18 protein-coding genes are annotated in these 21,584 nt (G+C 53.5%); 7 read left to right on the forward strand and 11 right to left on the reverse strand.

Annotated features, from left to right (window positions below; translation table 11 throughout):
• Window positions 1–15: 15 nt before the first annotated feature.
• The gene (locus tag AC6I7T_RS18940; RefSeq protein WP_497789043.1) at window positions 16–708 is read left to right on the forward strand and encodes a hypothetical protein; all 693 of its coding nucleotides are present in this window, start codon (window positions 16–18) and stop codon (window positions 706–708) included.
• A complete protein-coding gene (gene rlmD, locus AC6I7T_RS18945) occupies window positions 705–1,991 on the forward strand; it encodes a 23S rRNA (uracil(1939)-C(5))-methyltransferase RlmD (RefSeq protein ID WP_497789044.1) in 1,287 nt (428 codons plus the stop codon). The genes AC6I7T_RS18940 and rlmD overlap by 4 nt, the downstream gene beginning before the upstream one ends.
• 175 nt (window positions 1,992–2,166) lie before the next feature.
• On the opposite strand, the gene AC6I7T_RS18950 is transcribed toward rlmD, so the two are convergent.
• Window positions 2,167–4,881, reverse strand: coding sequence for a polysaccharide deacetylase family protein (locus AC6I7T_RS18950; protein ID WP_497789046.1), 2,715 nt, complete (start codon window positions 4,879–4,881; stop codon window positions 2,167–2,169).
• A 268-nt stretch (window positions 4,882–5,149) separates the two neighbouring features.
• Here AC6I7T_RS18950 and AC6I7T_RS18955 point away from each other — a divergent pair, with 268 nt between their 5' ends.
• Window positions 5,150–6,448, forward strand: coding sequence for a calcium:cation antiporter family protein (locus tag AC6I7T_RS18955; RefSeq protein WP_497789047.1), 1,299 nt, complete (start codon window positions 5,150–5,152; stop codon window positions 6,446–6,448).
• A gap of 53 nt (window positions 6,449–6,501) precedes the next feature.
• On the opposite strand, the gene AC6I7T_RS18960 is transcribed toward AC6I7T_RS18955, so the two are convergent.
• Complete coding sequence (locus tag AC6I7T_RS18960; RefSeq protein WP_497789048.1) at window positions 6,502–6,843, reverse strand: hypothetical protein; 342 nt, start codon at window positions 6,841–6,843, stop codon at window positions 6,502–6,504.
• Between the two features lie 797 nt (window positions 6,844–7,640).
• On the opposite strand from AC6I7T_RS18960, the gene AC6I7T_RS18965 reads away from it, so the two are divergent.
• Together AC6I7T_RS18965 and AC6I7T_RS18970 are read left to right on the forward strand one after the other, a co-directional pair.
• Window positions 7,641–10,337 (forward strand): ComEC/Rec2 family competence protein, encoded by a 2,697-nt coding sequence (locus tag AC6I7T_RS18965; RefSeq protein ID WP_497789049.1) that lies wholly within the window; start codon window positions 7,641–7,643, stop codon window positions 10,335–10,337.
• 331 nt (window positions 10,338–10,668) lie between these two features.
• Window positions 10,669–10,980, forward strand: a complete 312-nt coding sequence (locus AC6I7T_RS18970) for a hypothetical protein (RefSeq protein WP_497789051.1) — start codon at window positions 10,669–10,671, stop codon at window positions 10,978–10,980.
• A gap of 9 nt (window positions 10,981–10,989) precedes the next feature.
• Here AC6I7T_RS18970 and AC6I7T_RS18975 read toward each other — a convergent pair whose 3' ends face one another.
• From AC6I7T_RS18975 to AC6I7T_RS18995, 5 genes are read right to left on the reverse strand one after another with little or no spacing between them, the layout of a single operon-like run.
• The gene (locus AC6I7T_RS18975; protein ID WP_497789052.1) at window positions 10,990–11,757 is read right to left on the reverse strand and encodes a DUF3108 domain-containing protein; all 768 of its coding nucleotides are present in this window, start codon (window positions 11,755–11,757) and stop codon (window positions 10,990–10,992) included.
• A gap of 36 nt (window positions 11,758–11,793) precedes the next feature.
• Window positions 11,794–12,369 carry a methyltransferase family protein gene (locus tag AC6I7T_RS18980; RefSeq protein ID WP_497789054.1) on the reverse strand — a complete coding sequence of 192 codons (576 nt, stop codon included), beginning with the start codon at window positions 12,367–12,369 and terminating at the stop codon, window positions 11,794–11,796.
• A complete protein-coding gene (locus AC6I7T_RS18985; protein ID WP_497789056.1) occupies window positions 12,366–13,433 on the reverse strand; it encodes a glycosyltransferase family 9 protein in 1,068 nt (355 codons plus the stop codon). The genes AC6I7T_RS18980 and AC6I7T_RS18985 overlap by 4 nt, the downstream gene beginning before the upstream one ends.
• Before the next feature lie 28 nt (window positions 13,434–13,461).
• Window positions 13,462–14,442, reverse strand: a complete 981-nt coding sequence (gene lpxK, locus AC6I7T_RS18990) for a tetraacyldisaccharide 4'-kinase (protein ID WP_497789057.1) — start codon at window positions 14,440–14,442, stop codon at window positions 13,462–13,464.
• Window positions 14,439–15,734 carry a 3-deoxy-D-manno-octulosonic acid transferase gene (locus AC6I7T_RS18995; RefSeq protein WP_497794621.1) on the reverse strand — a complete coding sequence of 432 codons (1,296 nt, stop codon included), beginning with the start codon at window positions 15,732–15,734 and terminating at the stop codon, window positions 14,439–14,441. The genes lpxK and AC6I7T_RS18995 overlap by 4 nt, the downstream gene beginning before the upstream one ends.
• A gap of 46 nt (window positions 15,735–15,780) precedes the next feature.
• Between AC6I7T_RS18995 and AC6I7T_RS19000 the strand changes: the two genes are divergently transcribed.
• Window positions 15,781–16,434: a hypothetical protein gene (locus AC6I7T_RS19000; protein WP_497789058.1), complete on the forward strand. Its 654-nt coding sequence runs from the start codon at window positions 15,781–15,783 to the stop codon at window positions 16,432–16,434.
• Window positions 16,435–16,460: 26 nt separating this feature from the next.
• Here AC6I7T_RS19000 and AC6I7T_RS19005 read toward each other — a convergent pair whose 3' ends face one another.
• The 4 genes from AC6I7T_RS19005 to yoaA form a co-directional block, all read right to left on the reverse strand.
• Complete coding sequence (locus AC6I7T_RS19005) at window positions 16,461–17,141, reverse strand: radical SAM protein (protein WP_497789060.1); 681 nt, start codon at window positions 17,139–17,141, stop codon at window positions 16,461–16,463.
• Window positions 17,142–17,145: 4 nt separating this feature from the next.
• Window positions 17,146–17,523 carry a 6-carboxytetrahydropterin synthase QueD gene (gene queD / locus AC6I7T_RS19010; protein WP_497789062.1) on the reverse strand — a complete coding sequence of 126 codons (378 nt, stop codon included), beginning with the start codon at window positions 17,521–17,523 and terminating at the stop codon, window positions 17,146–17,148.
• Between the two features lie 181 nt (window positions 17,524–17,704).
• Window positions 17,705–17,953, reverse strand: coding sequence for a hypothetical protein (locus AC6I7T_RS19015; protein ID WP_497789063.1), 249 nt, complete (start codon window positions 17,951–17,953; stop codon window positions 17,705–17,707).
• Between the two features lie 99 nt (window positions 17,954–18,052).
• Window positions 18,053–20,041, reverse strand: a complete 1,989-nt coding sequence (gene yoaA / locus AC6I7T_RS19020) for a DNA repair helicase YoaA (RefSeq protein WP_497789064.1) — start codon at window positions 20,039–20,041, stop codon at window positions 18,053–18,055.
• Between the two features lie 72 nt (window positions 20,042–20,113).
• On the opposite strand from yoaA, the gene der reads away from it, so the two are divergent.
• A complete protein-coding gene (der, locus tag AC6I7T_RS19025) occupies window positions 20,114–21,568 on the forward strand; it encodes a ribosome biogenesis GTPase Der (RefSeq protein ID WP_497789066.1) in 1,455 nt (484 codons plus the stop codon).
• The last annotated feature ends 16 nt before the right edge of the window (window positions 21,569–21,584 follow it).

The raw sequence follows: 21,584 nt of genomic DNA on the forward strand, positions 1-21,584 counted from the left end.
GGCATTTCCTAAGCAGTGAAGAACTATTTCAATTATTTCACCGAGATTGAAGCACGTTTCCAGCAGAGGCGGGGATCGCTGTTACTTCTTTCAACGCTGGATTGGGCTTTGATCGAAACCTGGCGCGAAGCCGGAATACCTCTGGAAGCAGTATTGCGCGGGATCGATGTTGCTTTCGATAAGTACGAAGCACGCAAGAGCCGTGGGAATGTGCGGCGGGTAAATGGGTTGGCCTATTGCTCGCAAGCCGTGATGGAAGCAGCCGAAGAGATGAAAGAGGCTGCCATCGGCGCAAATTCGACAAAGGAGACAGCTTCCAGCGGCTTTGAACAAGAGCGGGTTGCCGCGTATCTCGAAAGTTGTTCCAAAGCGCTTGATGACTCGCAGCTACAGCATCCGCTACTGAAGGAGCTTGCCCAACGGTTAACAGCTCTTGCTGCAGAAGTAAGAAAATGCGAGCCGAAGCTGGAAGATCTGGAACGCAACCTTACCGTGCTTGAAGAGAAGCTTTTTGCCGCGCTGATTACCGCTGCACCTGAGGCCGATATGATCGTGATGCGCGAAAGCGCGGCTCGTGAATTGTCACAATATCGCAGCCGCATGCAGACCGCTCAGATTCGCCAAGTAGAACAGCAATTTCTTCACAAGCGGCTTCTGGAACGGTATAAGCTTCCTCGACTCAGTCTGTTTTATATGAGCATGGCATGAAGCTTTCTATTGAAAAGGCTGTCTATGGAGGCCTTGGCCTTACTCGCGTAGAGGGCAAAACCTTCTTTGTGCCTTTGGCTTTGCCCGGCGAAGAGGTTGAGGCTCATATTGTCGAAGAGAAGCGCAGCTTCGCCAACGCGGAACTCGATGCTGTGCTTACTGCATCGCCTCTTCGTATCGAGCCGCCCTGCTCCTATTTTGCTCGTTGTGGCGGTTGCCATTATCAGCATGCCGATTATGCAGGGCAACTAAAGATCAAGCAGTCTGTTCTGGAAGAGACCCTTTCTCGTGCAGGTATTCGAGAGTTTCCGCCGATAGAAGTGGTTTCCGCCGAGCCGTGGAATTATCGCAATCGCATTCGTCTCCTGGTAAAACCTGCCAGTCCGTTGCCCTTTGCCTACCGTGGCTGGAAATCGCACGAGACGATTGCCGTAGACCGTTGCCCCATAGCCGCTCCGCTGCTTGAGCGCGCCATCCGTGTTCTTACAGAGACGGCACAAAAAAATGGCTTGTCCGATTGGGCCAGAGAAATTGAGTTCTTTTGTAACGGAGACGAGAGCTCTCTTTTGCTATCTGTAACAGCAAAGAGCAACATTAATCCGGGAAAATTTCAGGACGCTTGGGAAGTCTTTCATACCAGACTTCCGGAGCTATGCAGCATGGCCATTTTCTCGAAGGCTGAGGACAAAGAAGAAGAACTGCGTGGTCCGCTTCTAAAGCAATTCGGAGCGTCCTTCCTGGAATACCGTGTAGGGGAGCACTCTTACCGGGTAAGTGCAGGATCGTTCTTTCAGGTGAACCGTTTTCTCGTCGAGCGTTTGGTTGAACTGGTCACCGAAGGAAGAAGTGGCCGACTGGCGTGGGATTTATACGCTGGTGTAGGACTCTTTGCTCGGGCGCTTGCCGACCGCTTTGCTCGCGTCGTAGCTGTCGAAGCAGCACCCTCCTCCAGTGCGGACTTAGGTTATAACCTCTCTTCGCCGCATCAACGCGTGCGAATGGGAACTCTCGAATTTTTGCGCCGCAACCAGAAAACAGATCAGAAACCGGAGCTGATTGTTGTCGATCCTCCACGCGCGGGTTTAGGAAAAGAAGTAACGGGATTATTGCGACAGGTCGGCAGCAAGCAGATTGTTTATGTCTCTTGCGATCCTTCTACTTTAGGTCGGGATTTGAATGCTTTGACCGCGTCCGGATACCGTTTGCGAAAGATAAGTATGGTCGATCTCTTTCCTCAAACCTTTCATATGGAATCCGTTGCTGAACTGGAGCTAGAGTCATAAGCAGGCGCCGAAAGTAGTTGGAAGGATACAGCTTTGGCCCGGACAAGACATCGTGGAAGGTAAGTGGATATTGTAGTCTCGGTAGCCGGAAGAATTGACCCTGCAAATGGTGTGTGTCCCATCTCACGAGCAAAGCGAGTTAAGAGGGGACACACGAGATTGCTTATACTACTTCTCAATTCAAGGTCTTTATCTTCTCCCGAATATCTGCGGCACTCTTCGAATTTGGAGACAAGGCCAGGAACTTTTCATAAGCATCTTTAGCTTCGGCCTTCTTCTGTAAAGCAAGGTAAGCATCTGCGAGATTCAGATAGGCGACAGCCCGCTTGGAGTCCAGGGTTATAGCTTGCTGAAACCACTTCACTGCTGCGTCGTACTGTGCCAGCCGGAAGTAAGCAAATCCAACATTGTTGGCGTACAGAGCACGGGCAGGTTGCAGCTTCGTTGCCTCTGTAAATTTTGCTGCCGCATCTGCATAGCGCTTTTCCTTATACAAACGCATACCCTCATCATTTGCCGCTGCGGCGGTGTCCTGACGCGGAATTGGAGAGATGTTTGGCGTTATGGAAGAAGGCGCTGAGTTGCTTTTGGTTAACGGTGCAGGCGTGGAGCTGGGACGAATGTTTTGCTTCAACTTAGCCTGGGCTGTCTCCAGTTGTTTGCGAAGCTCCTCGTTTTGCGCACGAAGCTTTTCGAGTTCACTGTTCAGCTTGATTGCATCGTCGCCAAGCTGCGCTGAATCTTCACTGAGAAATTCAGTCTCGTGCTTGAGGTCGAAGATGAAGTCTCCTCCCTCTGTGCCGGGCAGATTGCCAAAGGCGGGTGTCTGCCGGGACAGAGCGGAAACAGCGGGGGCAACATAGGCGGCAAGCTCAGTTGCGGTAATGACTCCATCCCCATTCAAATCGGCACGGCCATCGAGTCCCTGCAACAATGTCCAGGTAAAGACGGAGTGACCATTGGGTCCATTGTCGGCTACTTGCTGGTCGGCACCACCGGCGGTAAACATCTGACGGGCTTCGCGACGAGAGATTTCAGTGAGATAGTTCAGCGAAGACAGAACGTTGCCACCACGTGTCAAAGCCAGTCCGCTGTAGCACGAGTCCATGATGAAGAGCAGATGCTTCGCGGGAATGGCTTCGGAGATGTCCTGAAAGTTCGTCATGGAGATGGCGCTACCTTCGTAATTGGTAAGGTCAGCGTCAACCGGGATGATATAGCCGAGCTCACGTCCTGAAGCGAGCTTGCGTGTTGCTCCATGCCCTGCATAAAAGACGAGAACACGATCGTCTTTCTGAACTAAATTAGGGTCACCAAGTTTGTCGCCAAGAAGAGACAGAATATTCTGCCTCGTGGCCTGTCCGTTCAGAAGGGTGAAAATGTGGTCCGGCTTAAAGTTGTATTTCTGGATGAGGAGGTCTTTTACGCCCTGCGCATCGTGCGAGGCATAACTCAGCTTCTGCCAGTTTGCATAATCGTCGATACCGATAACAGCCGCCCAGCTATCGTGATAGGGCTGTACGACAGGTTGTGCAGGTGCGGCAGCAGTCTGTTCTCCACGAGTGTCGGAGGGGGCAAAAGCCGTTCCATTCCAGGAAACGAACTTATATCCATCGGCCTGTAGCGTCTCGATAACTGTAGGAAGAGCTTCGATGCCGACCTTATGAATATCGTGAAAGAGAATGATGCCGCGATGCTGTTTCTCAACTGCGTTGAGCACTCTCTGCGCAACGGAGTTCGGCACGGGATCGGCCCAGTCTTCGGAATCGATATTCCAGATGACCGTCTTCATGTTGTCCGCTTGAATCTTGTCCAGGATCGTTGTGTTGGTAGCCCCATAGGGCGGACGGAAGAGAACGGGCGGAACCTTCAGAATGTAGGTCAAAAGAGTATTGGTGGAATTGATCTCTTTGGAGAGAGAGGCCTGATCCAGCTTCGGAAGAACGGGATGGCTGTAGCTGTGATTCCCAATGACTGAGCCCGACTCCAGAACCCTGTAACTCGCCTTGGAGGCAGCACCGAGGGCAACTTCGTTCTTCTCGTTAGTCGTTCCCAGATTCTTGCCTACTTCGAAGAAGACCGCGTGGATACCGTACTTTTTCAGAATGGCCAGCACCTGATCGGTATAGCGCGGATGGGGGCCATCGTCGAAGGTCAGGGCAATTGTCTTCTGAGGTAATTCCGTTCCGGAAATTTCGAGTTTGCTCTTTGCCGATGCGCCGCCGCGCGATTCTGCTGGAGGAAGCTGCGAGGCGATTTCTTGAAGAATCTGTTCGCGGGTGTACTTCGTTTTCAGGAATGCGACGTAATGATCCCATGCCTCGCGATGGATAGTCATTCCCCGGGTCTGAATGCCGGAGAAGATCTGGGAGCTTTCCTTCTGGTAGAGAATGTGAATTTGTTCTACCGCAGCCACATCGTCAGCAATTCGCTTGCGTAGCGGAGCGCCCAGGCTAGCTTGAGGAGACAGGGATGCCAGACCGTCGAGCAAATCCCGAAAGGCCAGTTTGTCAGCATCGCGCAGGTCCTGACCACTTTCGAGATGGGACAGAAAGACTTCGACTGGCCGGAAGTCGTTTTTTGCCGTGCTTACGCGAAAAGCTTCTTCCATGCCTTCGAGATCCTCTCGATTCTTCTCCGAGAGAATCCATGCTGCCGTGCGGACACGCTCCCGGTTGCCTTCATCGAGAGCGTTGGCCCCATCCATGAGCACAATAATCTTGCGATAGTTTGCCACCGTGTTGTCCATCGAGGACGTTATCGCGGTGTCAGCCTCAACCGCGTTGTTTGTGGGCTGTTGGGCTAGCACAAGACGAGTGGGAGAAGAGAAGCTAAGGGCCAGCAGGATTACGGCCCAGCTATTGGCAATTCGAACGAAATATTGGCGCATTCACGTACCGGTCGCGAAAAACTTCACTACGAGAGTATCGCAAAAGGCAACCAGACCCTATGAAAAAGACTGGTGAAAACAGGATCAAGGCAAAAGAAGAAATTCTGCCTCATGGTTTGATCCGGGCTATCAGGTTGAACCTGAGTTTATTTCCCATTATGGGGTTTTCGAAATAGGCGTTGGGTTCGAGATAATGGTAAGTTGCCGGGATTGGAATACACTTCGAACAATGCCGCGATTCACTAGATCTTAATTAGGCAAGAACTTGATGTTTATTACTTTTGCATTATTTTTCTTATCAGCTGCGCTGATTTATGGGGCCTGCGAATACTTCGTTAATGGAATCGAGTGGTGCGGCAAGCATCTGAAGCTGGGAGCGATGGCGATTGGCGCTGTTCTGGCTGCCTTTGGAACCGCTCTTCCTGAAAGCAGTGTCACCTTCATTGCTGTCGTATTTGGCCATAACTCGGTACAAAAGGATCTAGGCGTTGGTGCTGCGCTCGGTGGCCCGTTGGTCTTATCGACCCTGGCTTATGCTGTCGTGGGATGCTCTCTTCTTCTGAATTGGAAAGGACTGGATCGTAAGAGCTGCACCATTCAGGTTGATCATCGCAGCATCAGCCGCGATCAGGGCCTTTTTATGCTGATCTTCGCCTTCAAGGTCTTCCTCGGGGTGGTGGCTTTTCCTTTCAAACATCTCTTCGGCCTCTTCTTTGTCGCTGCATATGCTACCTATGCCTACAAAATGATGGGAGATCGCAGTTCCGCTGTCGAAGAAAGCGAAATCGAGCCATTGAGAATCAGCCGTGACACCCCATCTTTGGGCTGGGCGGCTATACAGACAGTTCTCGCATTGGCTGTCATTGGATTTGCCTCCCATCTTTTCGTGGTGCAACTCGGTTCGATTGCGACGGCTCTCCACTGGCCCTCTCAGATGGCTGCATTGCTGCTTAGTCCCATTGCTACCGAGCTTCCAGAGACGATGAATGCGTTGATCTGGGTGCGACAGGGAAAGGAGCGTCTGGCGCTGGCCAATATCTCCGGGGCCATGATGATTCAGGCAACGATTCCCAGCGCGCTAGGGCTCTTCTTTACCTCCTGGCGTTTTGATCGTTCCTTGCTAATCGCCAGCTTCATCACGATGGCTGCAATTGCTTTCCTGTGGCTGATCTTCCGGCGTGGTGCTGTGAAAGCATGGTCGATGGTGCCGGTCTGTGCCTTATACGGTCTTTTTGCTGTAATGATTACCTCCTATTTCGTCCATCGTTGGGAGCATATCCCGGAAGTCGATCATCGGCGTATCAACCCCATGGCAGGCCGGTTACAAGCAGTTAACGCTGGTGCTGCGGCATATCACGAGCATTGCGAGGGCTGCCATCGCGCAAACGCGAGCGGTGACGGAGCCAAGTATCCATCGTTGCGAAATGCCCGGTTGCTGAACGCGACGGACGGCGACATCGAATGGTTCCTTCGTCAGGGAGAGATGGGCAAGGGAATGCCTTCCTGGTCTTCTCTCCCAGAGTCCGAGCGCTGGGAAATTGTCAGCTACCTAAAGTCGATTCAGTGAAGCATTTTATTCTGTTCTTTTCTCAGTCTGGATTGTGTTCGTTCTATCTGTGGTTACTGTTGATTGCTTTCAGGGTGGAAAGGTGTAGCATCTCCAGCGGACTTCTTAATTCCTTCCCGGGCCGACGGGGTATTGCTTCTTGCTAGCATTGTTCCTAAGCAAGTTACCTTTCTGGCGGCGAACTCCGGGTGGCAGCTGTGCAGATGGACTACAGCATCGAATAAGCTTTCGGCTGCTACGTGAATAGTCCATGATTTTCCTCGTTTTGCGATTTTCACTACCTGTCCTGCGTCGTCTGCTGCTTCGGCCTGGACGGAACGGCGTCCTCGAAATTCATAAATCCGGACGGGGCGCCCCTCCGGTGGGACTAGTTTGTAAGCCTCAAGAATCTCCATCTTTCCTCCATCTCTGCGCACAGGGGGCTGTGTCGTCGCAATATGAATGAGAAATTCGGGCCGTCTGCGCTGGCTCGTCGAGAAGACACACCTCTCCCGCAAAGCTCAAGAACAGAGCGACCCGGATTTTGAGCATTTCCCGAAAAGATGTAGACCGAAGCAATAGAAGTTGGCGCGGCTTTCCGCCAAAGAAAGCCGCTCTCCCCCTTACTTGGAAAGTTCACAGTATTTCGGGAAATGCTTTTGAGCACACGAATCCCGTAGCACCAATACCTCTGGTTCCGGCGTCATCCCTCAAAGGAATTTCGCAGGACTATTCCTGTCGGAAATGGCCGTGCTTTGTCACTCTGACGGAACCGTACCGAAACCGAAGTTGCTCCAGGATGCTAGAAATCGGGAAAATACTCAGGTTCTCGGGGAAAAACGACCTTGAGCGTGAGTCATCGAGAGGGAGAAAAAAGGGGGTGAAAAGAGCTGAAATGACCGCCCGGCTTGTGTCGGGGGAATAGAGAATTTAAAGTGACAAGTAACCATTAGTGGGCCCTCCAGTGGGCTTGTTAGTGGCTAGGGTCGCGTATGGTGCTCTAACACCTGCGCGTCCCGCCTGAATTGAATTTGCGTGATAGCCGGATTCCGTTCCTTGCGTAGAGCCCGGCTTCACGAATGCGCCTATCATAACATCCTGAGCACCTTCGATGAGTAAGTTTCTTATAAATCAGTGGTCAGAAGCTGGTGGAATAGATGCTATTACTGCACTGATTTAGTGTGAGAATCAATGTAGAGAGGGAAGAGCCTGAATGGTTGCTGCAAACGGGAAAGAAGAGTTGCAGACATCACTATCGGACTACGCCCTTAGTCTTACGCGGGTTCCTCTCTTTCATTCGGCGTGGCTCTTCGCCTTAGGAATCTTTCTTCAGTCTGTTACCTATCTACCTCTTGGAAATTCCCTCGCAATTCTGCTTCTGGCTTTCTTTGTAACCGCCCTTTCCGCGTTCTTGGATCTCCGCTGGAGAGTTATTTCTACCGTGCTTCTTTGGCTGAGCTTGGGGTATTTCTGCGCAGCGGTCGAACCTTCGCCCATGCCCCATCGTCAGATGCTCAACTCGGCAGATGGTTTGATTCATACCGTCGAAGGCGATGTTATTCGGATTAGTAATCCTCGTACAGATGGGCCGAATCTTGCAGAGCAAGGAACGAAGCAGGAGCAAAGGCTTGCCATCGATCTTAAGGTTCGGCAGGTAGAAAAAGTCTCCGAAGAAATCGATGAAATGCAGCCCGTGGAAGGTGGTCTGCGACTTACGCTTTACACCAAAGCCGGAGAATCCTTACCTCAGGTGCAATGTGGAGATCGTGTACGCGTGGATGTACGCATGGAACCTCCTCAGCATTATGCCAGCCCGGGAGTTTGGGATAGAGGAGCCTATCTTCGGGAACAGGGAATCGATCTGTTAGGAGCCGCCAGGATCTCACGGTTTGCCATTGCTCAGAGATCTATCACTCCTACTCTTGCCTGTCGCATTCAGCAGTGGCAGCACATAGCTAGCGCGAGATTAATGAGTCTTGAAGGTGTTGCATTTCCTCATCTCCCGACATGGATGCGCTTTCAACACTCCGATGGTGCGATGCTTTCGGCGATGGTGGCCGGTGATCGCAGCTTCCTGACGAGAGAGTTACGTGCGGGCTTCGAGAGGACCGGTTCTTTCCATCTCCTGGTGGTATCGGGGCTTCATTTGGCCATTGTTGCGGGGATGGTCTTTGGGCTGGCGCGCTGGATGCGCTTAGGGGATCTATGGGCCTCGCTGGCGACAATCTTTGTGTCTTCCTGCTATGCCGTGCTTACCGGCTTAGGGCAGCCGGTTCTGCGTTCGCTGCTGATGGTGTCTGTTTATCTCTTCTCTCGGCTGATCTTTCGTGAGAAAAATCCACTCAATGCGATTGGCTTCGCTGCAATCTGCTTGTTTGTAATTCAACCCCGCGCCGCTCTGGAAGCAGGGTTACAGATGACACTGCTAAGCGTAATAACAATCGCCGGCATTGCTGCTCCTCTGATTGAATCCTGGATCACTCCTTGGATGCGAGGAACGAGAATGCTTCGGGAGGTGGAACTCGATCCTCACTTGTCGCCGCGAGTAGCGCAATTCCGCGTGGTCCTGCGTATGTATGCTGCGCGGCTGCGCTATATCGGCGGTGATTGGCTGGCATGGAAAGGTATGCCCGCTTTTCTGCGATTGATCTTTCGCATTGCAGAATTGTTCCTTGTCTCCGCAGTTATGGAATTGGCCATGACGTTACCGATGGCTGTGTATTTCCATCGTGTGACAATCGCTGCGTTGCCAGTCAACATTCTGCTGGTTCCCTTCGTCAGCTTCCTGCTGCCCTTGGCTCTGCTTACCTTTGCTGTTGCATTTCTCTGGCCTGGTGCCGTTGCATTGCCTGCGACCGTAACTGCGACAATCTTGCATGCAGCCAGCGGCATGGTGCACTGGATGGGGAGTTCCACTGCAACGGATTTCCGCCTTGCTGAACCGTCAGGGATGATTCTCCTTGCATCGATTCTTGCCTTTGCCCTGGCCATATTTTTCATGAGGTTTTCCTGGTGGGGGAAATGGTTAGGGCTGGCTGCAATGGTTATCGCTGCAGGCGTTGTTATTTTGCCTCGACCTTTGCAGCATCGGACTTCTGCGCTTGAAGTCGAGGCAATTGACGTTGGCCAGGGCGATGCTCTTTTACTCATTACCCCAGATGGTAAGACAATGCTGATCGATGCAGGCGGGACCTTCAGGCCGGAGGGGAATTCCGGAGAGGAGAATTCTTCAAGTAACTTCGATATTGGGGAAGATGTAGTTTCTCCGGTGCTCTGGTCACGGGGCATCCGCCGCCTGGATGTTGCTGTATTGAGTCATGCTCATAGCGATCACATGGGCGGGCTCTACGCTATATTGCGTAACTTCCGTCCGCGAGAGCTTTGGGTTGGTAAGAATCCCGATATTCCTGGCTATAGGGCTCTTCTGGCGGAGGCTGCTCAACTTGGAATTGCTGTAAAGCCGCATGTGGTGGGAGAAAGGCTTCGCTTCGGAGCGACGGATATTTCGGTGCTTGCCCCAGCTACCTTCTATGTTCCTGGAGATAAGGCAAGTAACAACGATTCGTTAGTTCTTCAGGCCCGCTATCGCGGTACGGCGGTATTGCTCGAAGGAGATGCGGAGAGTCCGGTGGAGGATTTCATGGTGCACAATGGCGGGCTCAAGAGCATACTGCTCAAGGTGGGACATCATGGGAGTGTTTCTTCAACGACTCCGGCATTTCTTTCCGCTGTTGCTCCCACTGTCGGGGTGATTTCCGTGGGCGCCAGGAATCGTTACGACCATCCCAGAATGGAGACTCTGGAAGAGTTGCAACAGGCTCACGTTCAGCTTTATCGGACGGATATGCACGGTACCTCCTGCTTCTTTCTGGATGGAAGCACGGTGAACTCCCGCCCGATGTGTCGCTAGAGCGGAATCAGTGTAGATGTATCCGCAAGCCACAGAGGATTGCGCAGCTTTTCCGCCAAGAAAAGCTGCACTTACCCCTTGCCGGATCGGACACGGTAACCCTGATTCCGCTCTAGAGAAATGCCTTGCGGGGAGGTTCACTCGATTCCCATCTTCGAACCCTGTCGCATCTTTTTCTGGTTGGGGAGCATCCTTCCCGTTGTACGATTCGCTGTAGATTCCGCTCGTCACTAAGAAAAATAGCAAGTTGCAGCTTCTTGGAGGGTTGAGCACCCGCTACAACCGATTCAAGAATGCTCCAGTAGCTTAAGAACCGGAGGACGAACCTTCGATGGGGTCATACGAAACGGAAGACAACCGGCTTCATCCCCAGATGCCGGGCGATAACGCTGAGCAGCTAAAGCAAACCCCGGAAGAGATCAAGGAAGAGCAGCGCAAGATCCGGCGGTTACAGTTGATGATCAACATGGTGATGCAAGTGATCGGACAGGACATGACTCTGACGGTCGACGAGGCCTCTGCCATGGTAGCCGACACGCGTCGTGCTGCTCTGGCTATGTTTCCAGACAAGGAACTGGCTTACAACCTGATCTACAAACCCCGTCTCCAGCGGCTCATGCGCGAGAGATATCGAATCCAGTAGACGAATAACTTACTTTTGTTCCACAGAAGTAAGTTTGAAGGTAATGGTTCCCCAGAAGAGGCGTGCGCGCATCTGCACGGGGATGTGTCGCTCGTCGTCCGTGTACCAGATCCAGATGTTTCCTCTGTTCTTAACGACACCGGCGTCAGCCGTAGGTTGTACGCGCAAGGTCTGGTAAGTACCCGAAGGAGTTTTGACCTCTTCCCGGTTTTCAACCTTCATGGTGACGGGAATGGTGCGCATCGCGTCGGCTAGAGGAAATTGAAAGTTAGAGCCCACTTCCAGGTGTTGCGAACCCACGTAGAAAATCGCGGAGAGAAGGTCGGTTACGCAAGACGGAATCTTTGCCTCATTGTGCTTGACCGAACGTGTGATCAGGTTCTTTTCATCCAGGGTTGATTTTCCCTGGGGGTAGACCATGCGCAGGTCGGTATTGACCTGGCGGCGGCCTTCTACTGTCTGTTTACTGAACTGGTAGGAGCAGCCTGACTTACGATCGAAGACCGATTGAAACTTGTCGGCTACGCGATAGAGCAGATTGATGGCTCCGAGGGAATCGGCCGTGGCTGAGATGTGTTCGTTTTCTCCCTCTGCGTCCAGGTGCAGCACAGCGGTTCCTGCCGTGAAGACACGCCAGTCCACGCTATATGTCAGCGTCTGGTGCGCAGGGAAGGTATAGCCAGGGCGAGGCGGTGCAAGCGCTGGCACCTGTTGTGCTCCTAGCGAATAGGCGGCGGAGAGAAAGAACAGCACATAGGCAAGAAAACGAATTTTCAAAGTCAAATTCTTGGGCTCGCTCAGAGATCTGGAAATCTACATCTTTAGCCAACCGGTGCAATATATCAGGATCAGAGCAGCATAAATAACGGTTGCGCCTATAACCGCATTGTACTCGCGGTGCTTACGATAGAGGGCGAAGGAAAAGCGTCCTCCCTCCGAACTTAGCCGGGCCGGGCTGAGACGCGGAAACAGCCTGGGAACCTGCTGGCAATAGGCGTCAAAACCGGCGAAGGTAGCACGAAGGAATTTCTCTTCGGAATAGATCACCGGCACATAGATAATCGCGAAAAACAACGCCAGAGCCAGGGTTACGTAGACACTGCGCGAGGCCAGCGCAAATCCGAAGGCGATCAGAATAGAGCCCACATAAAGTGGATTTCGAGTGTGTGCGTAGGGACCGGTTACGGTGAGTTCGGCATTCTTCTTCACATACCCGGCGGCGTAACCGCGCAACCATACTCCGGGAATTACCAAAGCCAGGCTCAGTGCCAAGGTATGCGGAGTCGGGCGGGCTAGTACCAGGTACAAGGCAGCAAAGAGAAAACCCATCGGTACACGGATGCGCCGGGCGATACTCTGCCAACGCTCCATAAAAGTTCCTGTCGTCATGATGTAGATACTCCGGCAAGAAGCTCTTGGGCGGCTGCCAGTACAGCTTCCGGCGTAATGGTAAGTAGTCCGGCTTCAGGCTCGGAATAGCGCGTATGGTCGCGGCGGCTATCCGGATGACGTAGAACCCGGAAATTGCAGCCGAAGGGGCCGTTGCGCGCCGGATCGGTAGGTCCGTAGATGCCCACAACCGGTTTACCCAAAGCGCAGGCCAAATGCAACGGACCTGTGTCTCCGGCGATCATGAGCGAGATGCGGCGGGTAAGAGCAATAAGACGTCCGACCGTGGCTTCGATTGTGATTGCCGCTCCTCCGCTCGTTGTTTCGACGGTCGCAGCGAGGTCGGCCTCTCCTGGTCCCACATTCAGAAAGATCGTGCATCCGGCATCGGCGAGCTTGCGGGCCACGATTCCATAGCGTTCGGCAGGCCATCGTTTTGCTCCCCAACCGGCTCCGGCATTGAGGAGTACGATCGGCCCAGTTGTAGAAGCTGTGGCCTCTTCTGCCCAGCGTTCAGCCTCTTCATCGAGCGGAAGACATGGCGAAACCGGTGCAAGCCGGTCAGAGGCAATGGCCGAGGCGATTTCAACATCCTGCTCGATTACATGGCTTCCTGTGGTGGCGACGTGCTGATGGAAGAGCCATTTTGCAGCAAACTCGCGAGGAGCCTTTTCTCCGATCAGTCGGGCTCCGGACCATCGGCCGAAGAGAGCCGAACGGACCGCTCCCTGAAGATCGACGGCGACGTCATATTGAAAACTGCGAAGTTCCTGCTTGAGTGCCCGAATCTGCTGCAGCGTTGACCAGCGAAACGGTTTGCGCCCCCACTGTTTTGCTGGAACGCGGTGTACCTGATCGATCAGGGGCATTGCCGCATCGCGGCCACTATCTTTCACTTTCGAATCCGCTGCGACCAAAGGACGCCAATGCGGTTCAATGGCCCAGCCTAAAAACCAATCGGGGTGCGCGCGGCGAAGAGCCGTCACAGCGGGCAGTGCGTGCAGAATGTCTCCCATGGCACCCAGGCGCACTATCAATAGACGTAGATTGGATTTAGTGGACAACAAAGGCATTTTCTCATAGGGAATTGACTCAAATTCCGAGACGGGAGAGTAGGTTGCGGAGGAAAGTTTTTTCTTCCAGGATTCGGACCTTGAGGTCCACTGTGTAAACCGGAGCAGCTTTTTCCAGTGTCTCCAGGAATGCCTGATCGAGCTTGATGTGATCCTTTGCTGTAGTGAGAAAGGCCGCCGCTTTATGCCGTAAGGCCATGTCCGCCAGGCTGTTCGCCTCTTCCTGCCCATAGCCGTGATGGTCGGGGAAGGCAACCTGGGCTGCGAGTTCCAAGCCGTTCTGCCGGAGTCCCGCGAAGAAGTCCTCCGGACGGGCAATTCCGCAAAATGCGAGAGCAGGACCTTCGAGAGTAGGGATAGTCAACGTCCGCTGGACAAGGACTAGCGGCTGTTCGAAGCCTCGTCTGCGGAGGTCGGGGATAATCTCCTCTTCCTCCTTGCGCACGACCAGAATATCGGCGCGTTTCAGTGCCGAAAGCGGTTCGCGCAGATTTCCAGCAGGCAGCAGGGAGTCTTCTAGATCGCTCCTGTTTACCAGAACGATATCGATGGCTCGCCAGAGTTGCCGGTGTTGAAAGCCATCGTCGAGCAGGTGAATAGAAGGTTTGCCGGAATTGGACGAACTCTTTTCCGCCAGAGTTCCTGCTTCAAAGCGTTTGCTGCCCACGTAGACCGGGACCGAGGCTGTTCGAGCAATCAACAGCGGTTCATCCCCGTAGTCGGCTACTGCGCCATTAGTGGCGACCTGCGTCGTTGTCTTGCTTTCCCGGCGATATCCGCGGGAGAGCACATCGACGGCGATCCCTTCGGCCTTCAGCAGCTCTGCCAGAGCGATGACAAAGGGAGTCTTTCCTGCACCTCCAGCAGAGATGTTGCCGACGCTGATAACGGGGTACTGTAGCTTTCCAGCGGCGAGTAGTTTGCGGTCGTAGCCAATTCCCCGCAGCCAGACAGCAGCGGCATATAGGGGCACTAGCGGCGCAAGCAGGGGGCGTTTCATGAGTGGGAGGCTTCTCCCAAAAGCTCCTGAATGGAAGAGATGGTGCGTCCTGTAGCTCCTGCCTGGCGTTCGAAGACTTCTCGCGCCCGAGTCCCAATGGCCTGCGCTTTTTCCGGATGGCCCAGCAGATCCAGGAATGTTGAGAGCAAATCCTTTGTCTCGGTAATGCAAATGGCGTCGTGTTTCCGGAGTTCTTCAACGATTGCCCGGAAGTTGGTGTAGTCCGTTCCGTTGATTACGGGAACTCCGAACTGGGCTGGTTCCAGAGGATTATGCCCTCCCGAGGGAACCAGGCTGCCGCCGACGAAAGCCACGGTGGCCAAGGAGTAGACCGAAGCAAGTTCCCCGATCGAGTCCAGCAGCAGAATGCCGCCCGCCGGAATCAGGTCTGGAGAATTCATCCACCGGGAACGCTTGGTCCATGAGAGCCCGCTCTCGATTAACAGTTTTTCCACAGCAGGAAAACGCTCCGGATGGCGTGGTGCAAGGATGAGGAAAAGCTGTGGATTTTTAGCAAGCAGTTGAGGCCAAACCTTTAATAACGCTGCTTCTTCCCCTTCCAGCGTACTTCCCGCCACAATGAAGTGGATGCCGGTAGGCGTATGGGCCTGAATGGCTACCGTTACTGCCGCTGGAGCCGTGGAGCGAACATCGAATTTCAGATTTCCGCCAAAACGGACACCGTCTGCGGGTACCCCGATGGCCTTCAGCCGGTTCGCATCTTCCTCACTTTGAGCCAGCACTAGCTTCAGGTTGCGGAGAAACGGCTGCCACAAGGATTTGAGTCGCCGATACCGGGGAAAAGAACGGTCGGAGATGCGGGCGTTGGTCACCACGACCGGGATTTTTCGCTTCCCGCAGACCGAAAGCATATTCGGCCAGAATTCCGTTTCAACCAGAATCAGCATCCTGGGCCGCAGTGCCTCCATGTAGCTCCTGATGGCGAATCCCAGGTCCAGAGGGAAGTAGAAGACATTCTCTTCCCCGAAACGGGCACGAGCGAGAGTCTGGCCTGTAAAGGTCGTGGTGGAGACTAGAATTCTATAGTTCGGCAGGGCTGCTTTGAGTTCATTGATCAGGCGCCCAGCCGAAAGTACTTCGCCTACTGAAACTGCGTGTAGCCAGATGACAGGACGGGCGTCTTTTGCGTCCAACAGGCGGAGAGGTACGTGGCCCAACCGCTCTTTGAGTCCATGGCGGTATTTCTGCGTGGTGAGAATACGGAGAAGCCAATACGGTGACCCGAGCAGGAGTACAAGTGCCAGGGCCATGTTGTAGAAAAAGAGAGTCATGTTAACCAAGAAGGAGTTTGCTGCTGGAATGATAATCTCGACGACGATGAAACGACTCCTTCTTTGCCTGACCGCTGCAATTTCCTTCAGTGCGAGTTCGCTCCTTGCGGTGGATCGCACCCCGCCACCTGCTACTCCGGCAACTTCGTTTCCTGCCGTCGATGTTCATGCCGATGAGCAAGTAGCCATAGCCGCCGAGCCTTATGAGACGGGAGAAAAGCAGTCTCTCTTCAGGTTCAATTATCTGAAAGTGGGCTTTCTTCCTATTCGCTTAATTGTTACCAATAACAGCGATAAGCCGATCTCCCTGAAGGATGCACGTATTCACTTCATTACCTCCACAGGAGAGAAGATTCCCGCCGCTGAGCCGGACGACGTCGAGCGCCGGACCACGCATGTAGCGGGAACCGGGGACCGCATTCCTACCGGTACTCCGATTCCTCTCCATCGCAAGCCGAAGTCGAAGATCAAGGAAATCGAAGCCGATTTTTCGAATTTCGAATATCAGGCCATAGTGGTGGAACCGCATATGACTCGGGCAGGCTTCCTGTTCTATGACATTGATGGGCTTTCAAATCCGCTGGTCGGAGCCAAGCTTTATTTGCGGATGTTGCGGGCCGAAGATGGGCATGAGCTTTTCTACTTTGAAGTCCCGTTCGACAAGTATTTGGCAGCAAAGAAGGCATCCCCTAGCTTTTAAAGCTGTGCTTTTGCTGCCAATAGCCGTTACACGCCCTTTTTCTGCGGCTCCCAGATGAACTTGTGAATCTGCAGGTTCAGGCGTGCGTCCAGCTTGTCGGCCAACATCCATTCCACCAGCTCACGAGGGTCAAGCGTACAGTTTGCCGTCGTGCGCTCTGGCGTTGGTGTCTTGGAGAATGCGGGAGAGAGCAGCACTTCTCCTGCGACAGTCGACAGCTTGTGCTCACGGATGAAGTCTCGCGCATATTCGTAATCGATGCGGTTGCTGATTACAAACTTAACTTCGTCATCCTTCGTCAGCGCCGCCAGATTCGGCATATGGAATTTGGCCGACTCTCCGGAGCCAGGGCACTTTACATCGACAATCTTGTGGATGGCCTTGGGCACATCGGACAGCGGGCGTTCTCCGCTGGTTTCCATCAGCAGGGTATAGCCTTGCTGCAACATGCTATCCATGAAGGGAAGCAGTTCCTTGGCCTGCAACATCGGCTCACCGCCAGTGAACTCAATCAGGCGTACCGGCGCAAATTTGCGGATCTCTGCTTCAATCTCTTCGGGGCTCATTTTGTGCCCGCCGGAGAAGGTGTATTCCGAATCGCACCAGGAGCAACGCAAGTTGCAGCCTGCCAGACGGACGAAGATACACGGCAGCCCGGCAAAGCTGGATTCTCCCTGGACGGACAGATAGATTTCGATCAGATGCACAGCGCTACTCGAAGTACTTCGCGGTGGTCGTATCGGTCTCGTAGATGGTGCAGTCCTTGATTGTGACCCGGCCTTTGGTCATTTCTTCGAGCTGCTTCCTGGTTTCATCGTAGAAATAACGTGCCAGGTTTTCCGCCGACGGATTGATGACGGTAAAGGGCTCGAGATCGTTCAGCATCTGGTGGTCGATGCGATCGATGGCAGGGCGCATCACCTGCTTCAGAAGCTTGAAGTCCAGCAGCAGACCTGCTGCGTCCAGTTCTGTTCCGTGCAGGGTTACGCAAACTTTGTAATTGTGTCCGTGCGGGTTTTCGCACTTGCCGCGATAGTTCCGCAGGTAGTGTCCTGAGGAAAATCCGGCTTCAACGGTGACTTCGTACATGTTTTGTATTGGATCCTAAAGGGAAATCGCCCTGGAGCTTTTTAGATTTCAATGTGGGCCGAGGGGGGCGAAGGTCAATGTGATCGCTCCTCAAAAACGTTCACACTTCGCAATTTCTGAATCGACCAGCCTAAAACCTGAAATGCTCTAAATCTAATTGTAGCGTCTTTAGGCTGGAGCTTCAGAGCCGACGGCGGCTTTGCTTCCGACGTTCCTCCGCCCGGCGGTCTACTTGCTCGAACATCGAGGTCAAAACGCCTATCAGCGCCATTAATAACGCTCCTACCAGCAGCATCAGGCCGGTCGTGCGCCATAGGGACACATTTCCCGGAAGGCTGGAAAGAATAGAGTTCGGGATAAACGTCATCCCACAGGAGAGCAGGGCAAAGACAAAGAGTGTTGCGGCTAGAACATAGAGATTACGGGACATAGGGGAACATTCTGGCCTTCTTTCCTATGCTACCCTGCCTTTCCATCTTCCATCCAGATATTCCCGAGAAAGGAAACTTCGAGTGCCGTAGCGGATTTCTCAGCCCTCTTTTCGTTCCTTGGAGAAGAATTCCTCTACTTCCACGATGTCCCGGGTCATCCGGTAGGGCGGCAAGCTCTCCAGAAAAACGCGTCCATAGTGCTTCTGCCTGATACGAGGATCGAGCAGCATCAGAACACCGCGATCCTCCAAAGAACGGATGAGGCGTCCAAAACCCTGCTTCAGCGTAATGACGGCGTTAGGAATCTGATACTCGAAGAAGGGCTTCCCGCCTGCTTCTTCGATAGTACGCATCCGTGCCGCGACTACCGGATCGTTGGGGACGGCAAAGGGCAGGCGGTCGATAATGACGCAGCTCAGTGCCTCTCCCTGGACGTCCACCCCCTGCCAGAAGCTGGAAGTCCCAAAGAGAACGGCATTGGGCGTCTGACGAAACTCTTCAATCAGTGCCTGGCGAGGAGCGGTTCCGTGCAGCAGGATCGGGTAATCGAGCTGAGGCAGAAGCCGTTCATAGAGATCGCGCATCTGCTGGTAGCTGGTAAATAAGCAGAAGGCACGTCCTTTGGTGATGTCCAGAACGCGCAGGATGCGATTGGCGGCCTCCTCCTGAAATCTGGGATCCCTTGGGTCCGGCATCTCCGGTGGCAAATAAAGAAGTGCCTGTTCCTCGTAGCGAAAATGTGAGGGCACCACTAATTCTTTGCCATTGTTCATCCCCAGCCGCTTGCGGATGTGCTCAAAACCTCCCTGAACGGTCAAGGTGGCAGAGGTGAGGACTACCGAAGGGAAATTCTCAAAGAGCAGCTCCTTGAGTAACCCTGAGACATCGATTGGCGTAGCTTGCAGAAAGGTATTCCGGGTGGACTGGCGCAGACCTCCAGCCGGACGGCGCTCCAGCCAGAAGACAGTGTTGTGGCTGTCCGCCTCCATCAGAAACTTCAGTTGCTCGCGCATTTCGGTGGCGCGCTTTTTCAGTCCTGTAGCTTCCTCGATGTGCTTGAGCCTCTCAAGCTCCCCTTCCAGACGATGCAGTGTGTTAAGCACTCCAAGGTATGTGTCTCCGCGGGTTTCCAGAAAGCCTTCGCGGTCTTCGAAGGGCATCCGCCCATCATGGGTCAAGGGAAGAGCGGCAAAGAACATTCTGGAGCGCTCTCGCAGCAGCTCGGTAACGCCGTGGATGCCGCTGGAGAAGGATTCCTTTGCTCTCAGCGATATTTCGGTGTCGCGAGCCAGCTCCTCAAAGCGGATATTGCTCAGAGAGAGTCCGAAATAGCTGGAGGCTACGTCCTCCAGTTCATGTGCCTCGTCGAAGACCACTGCAGCGGCTTCCGGCAGAATGCCCACATCGGGAGCGCCTTTTGCCTGTAGCTTGATTGCCAGGTCAGCAAAAAACAGGTGGTGATTGACGATGATGATGTCGCTTTCCTGGGCCCTGCGGCGCATCTCCGTGATGAAACAACGCTCGTAATCCGGACAATTGGATCCCATGCAGGCTTCGCTGCGGGCGTCGAGCTTGGCCCAAAGCTGGCTGTTTTCAGGGAGAACTTTTATCTCGGCTCTATCGCCGGATTCTGTCGTCTTCTCCCATTCCTCGATTACATGGAATTGCTCAACTTCCTCCAAACCACTCAGAATCGGTTGATTACGCAAGGAATAGAGCTTATTGCGGCACAGATAATTGCTGCGGCCCTTCATATAGCAGACATGCAGAGGGCCCAGCAGCGACTCCAAAAAGGGCACATCTCGGAAAAAGAGCTGTTCCTGAAGGTTCTTCGTTCCTGTGGAGACGATGACTCTTCGTCCCGTGCGCAAGGCTGGCAGCAGATACGCAAGAGTTTTTCCCGTACCCGTTCCTGCTTCGACGATTAGATGATGGCCTTCTTCGAAAGCGTGTTCGACAGCGCGAGCCATCTCCAGCTGTCCCTTGCGGAACTCATAGAGCAGCTCAGAGCGGGCGAGGATACCTCCCGGGCTGAAGAAGTCGTAAAGAGAAGGCAGCGAAGCTGCAGAAACAATCGAGTCGGACACAGAGGGTTCCCGGGACTAGTTCCTATAATAGATAAGGCTGCAGAATTTTAGAGTAGCCGACCAGGAGAAGAATTGGCAAAGACAGCTAAGAAGACAGGAACCCCGGCGAGGGCTGGAAAGGATACCTCTGGGCTGCCGCTAATTGCCATTGTTGGCCGGCCGAACGTTGGTAAGTCTACCCTTTTCAATCGCTTAACAGGTTCGAGACGTTCAATCGTAGGTGATGAGCCCGGTATTACCCGGGATCGTATTTATGGCGAAATCGAGTGGGCCGGACGTCATGCGCGTCTGGTGGATACCGGCGGTATTATTCCGGATGACCCAGAACTGATCCCGGGAGAGATCTACCGTCAGGCCCAGATTGCATTGGAAGAGGCCGATGCCATCGTGATGGTCGTGGATGGTCGTTCGGAACTTGCCTCCCCAGACATCGATTTGGCCAGAATTTTGATTCGGAGCGGCAAGCCTGCTTTTCTTGCCGTGAACAAAGTCGAAGTCAAGCATCAGGAAGCGGAAGCTGAGAATTTCCGGCGCTTAGGCATAAAAGAAATTCAGGCCGTTTCTGCCGAGCATGGTTTGGGCATCGGAGAGCTGCTCGAAAAAGTTTTTGCCGTGCTCCCGGAAGTGCAAGTAGAGCCTGAACCGGAGGTCTTCGAAGAAGAGGTTGAGCAGGAGGAAGCTGCTCCCCTACACCGCACTCATGGCGAATACGAGCAGGCCGAAACCAAGATTGCCATTATCGGTCGTCCGAATGTTGGCAAATCCACTCTGCTGAACGCTCTGACGGGAACGTCGAGGGCTATCGTCTCTCCGATTGCCGGAACAACTCGCGACGCCGTCGATGAGGCGATTGAATACGAAGGTACGCAGTTTCGTTTTGTCGATACAGCCGGTATTCGTCGCAAGGGCAAGACGACCATGATGGCGGAGAAGCTATCAGTCGTGATGGCGCGGCGGCATCTTGAGGCAGCAGACGTTGCTCTGCTGATTATCGATGCGACGGAGGGTGTCACCTCCTCCGATGCAACAATCGGCGGTTATGCCCATGAGAGCGGACGCAGTGTCGTCATTGTGGTGAATAAGTGGGATGCGGTTACGACCGGAAGAACAGATGGACGTCCTCCTGCTGATCGGGAGATCTATGAACGTCAGGTTCGCAATGTTCTGAAGTATCTCGCCTATGCTCCGCTGGTGTTTATCTCTGCAGCAGAAGGGAAGAACATGCAACGCGTTTTGGAGGCTGTGAAGCGGGTTGCGGTCGAGAGACGAAAACGCGTCTCTACAGGACAGATGAATCGCTTCTTGGAGAAAGTCGATTTCCAGCGTGCTCCGGTACCGATGTCGAAGCGTATTCGTATCTTCTACATGACTCAGGCTGCCGTGGCACCGCCGACCTTTGTTTTATTCACGGATCGTTCCGTTAAGCTGCACTTTGCTTTTGAGCGCTTTCTGGAAAATCAAATTCGCGATTCCTTCGGTTTTGAAGGCGCTCCTATCTGGTTCAAGGTAAAAGCGCGCGGAGAGTAACTCCGCGCGTTACTTT

The organism is Humiphilus diazotrophicus (assembly GCF_059726315.1).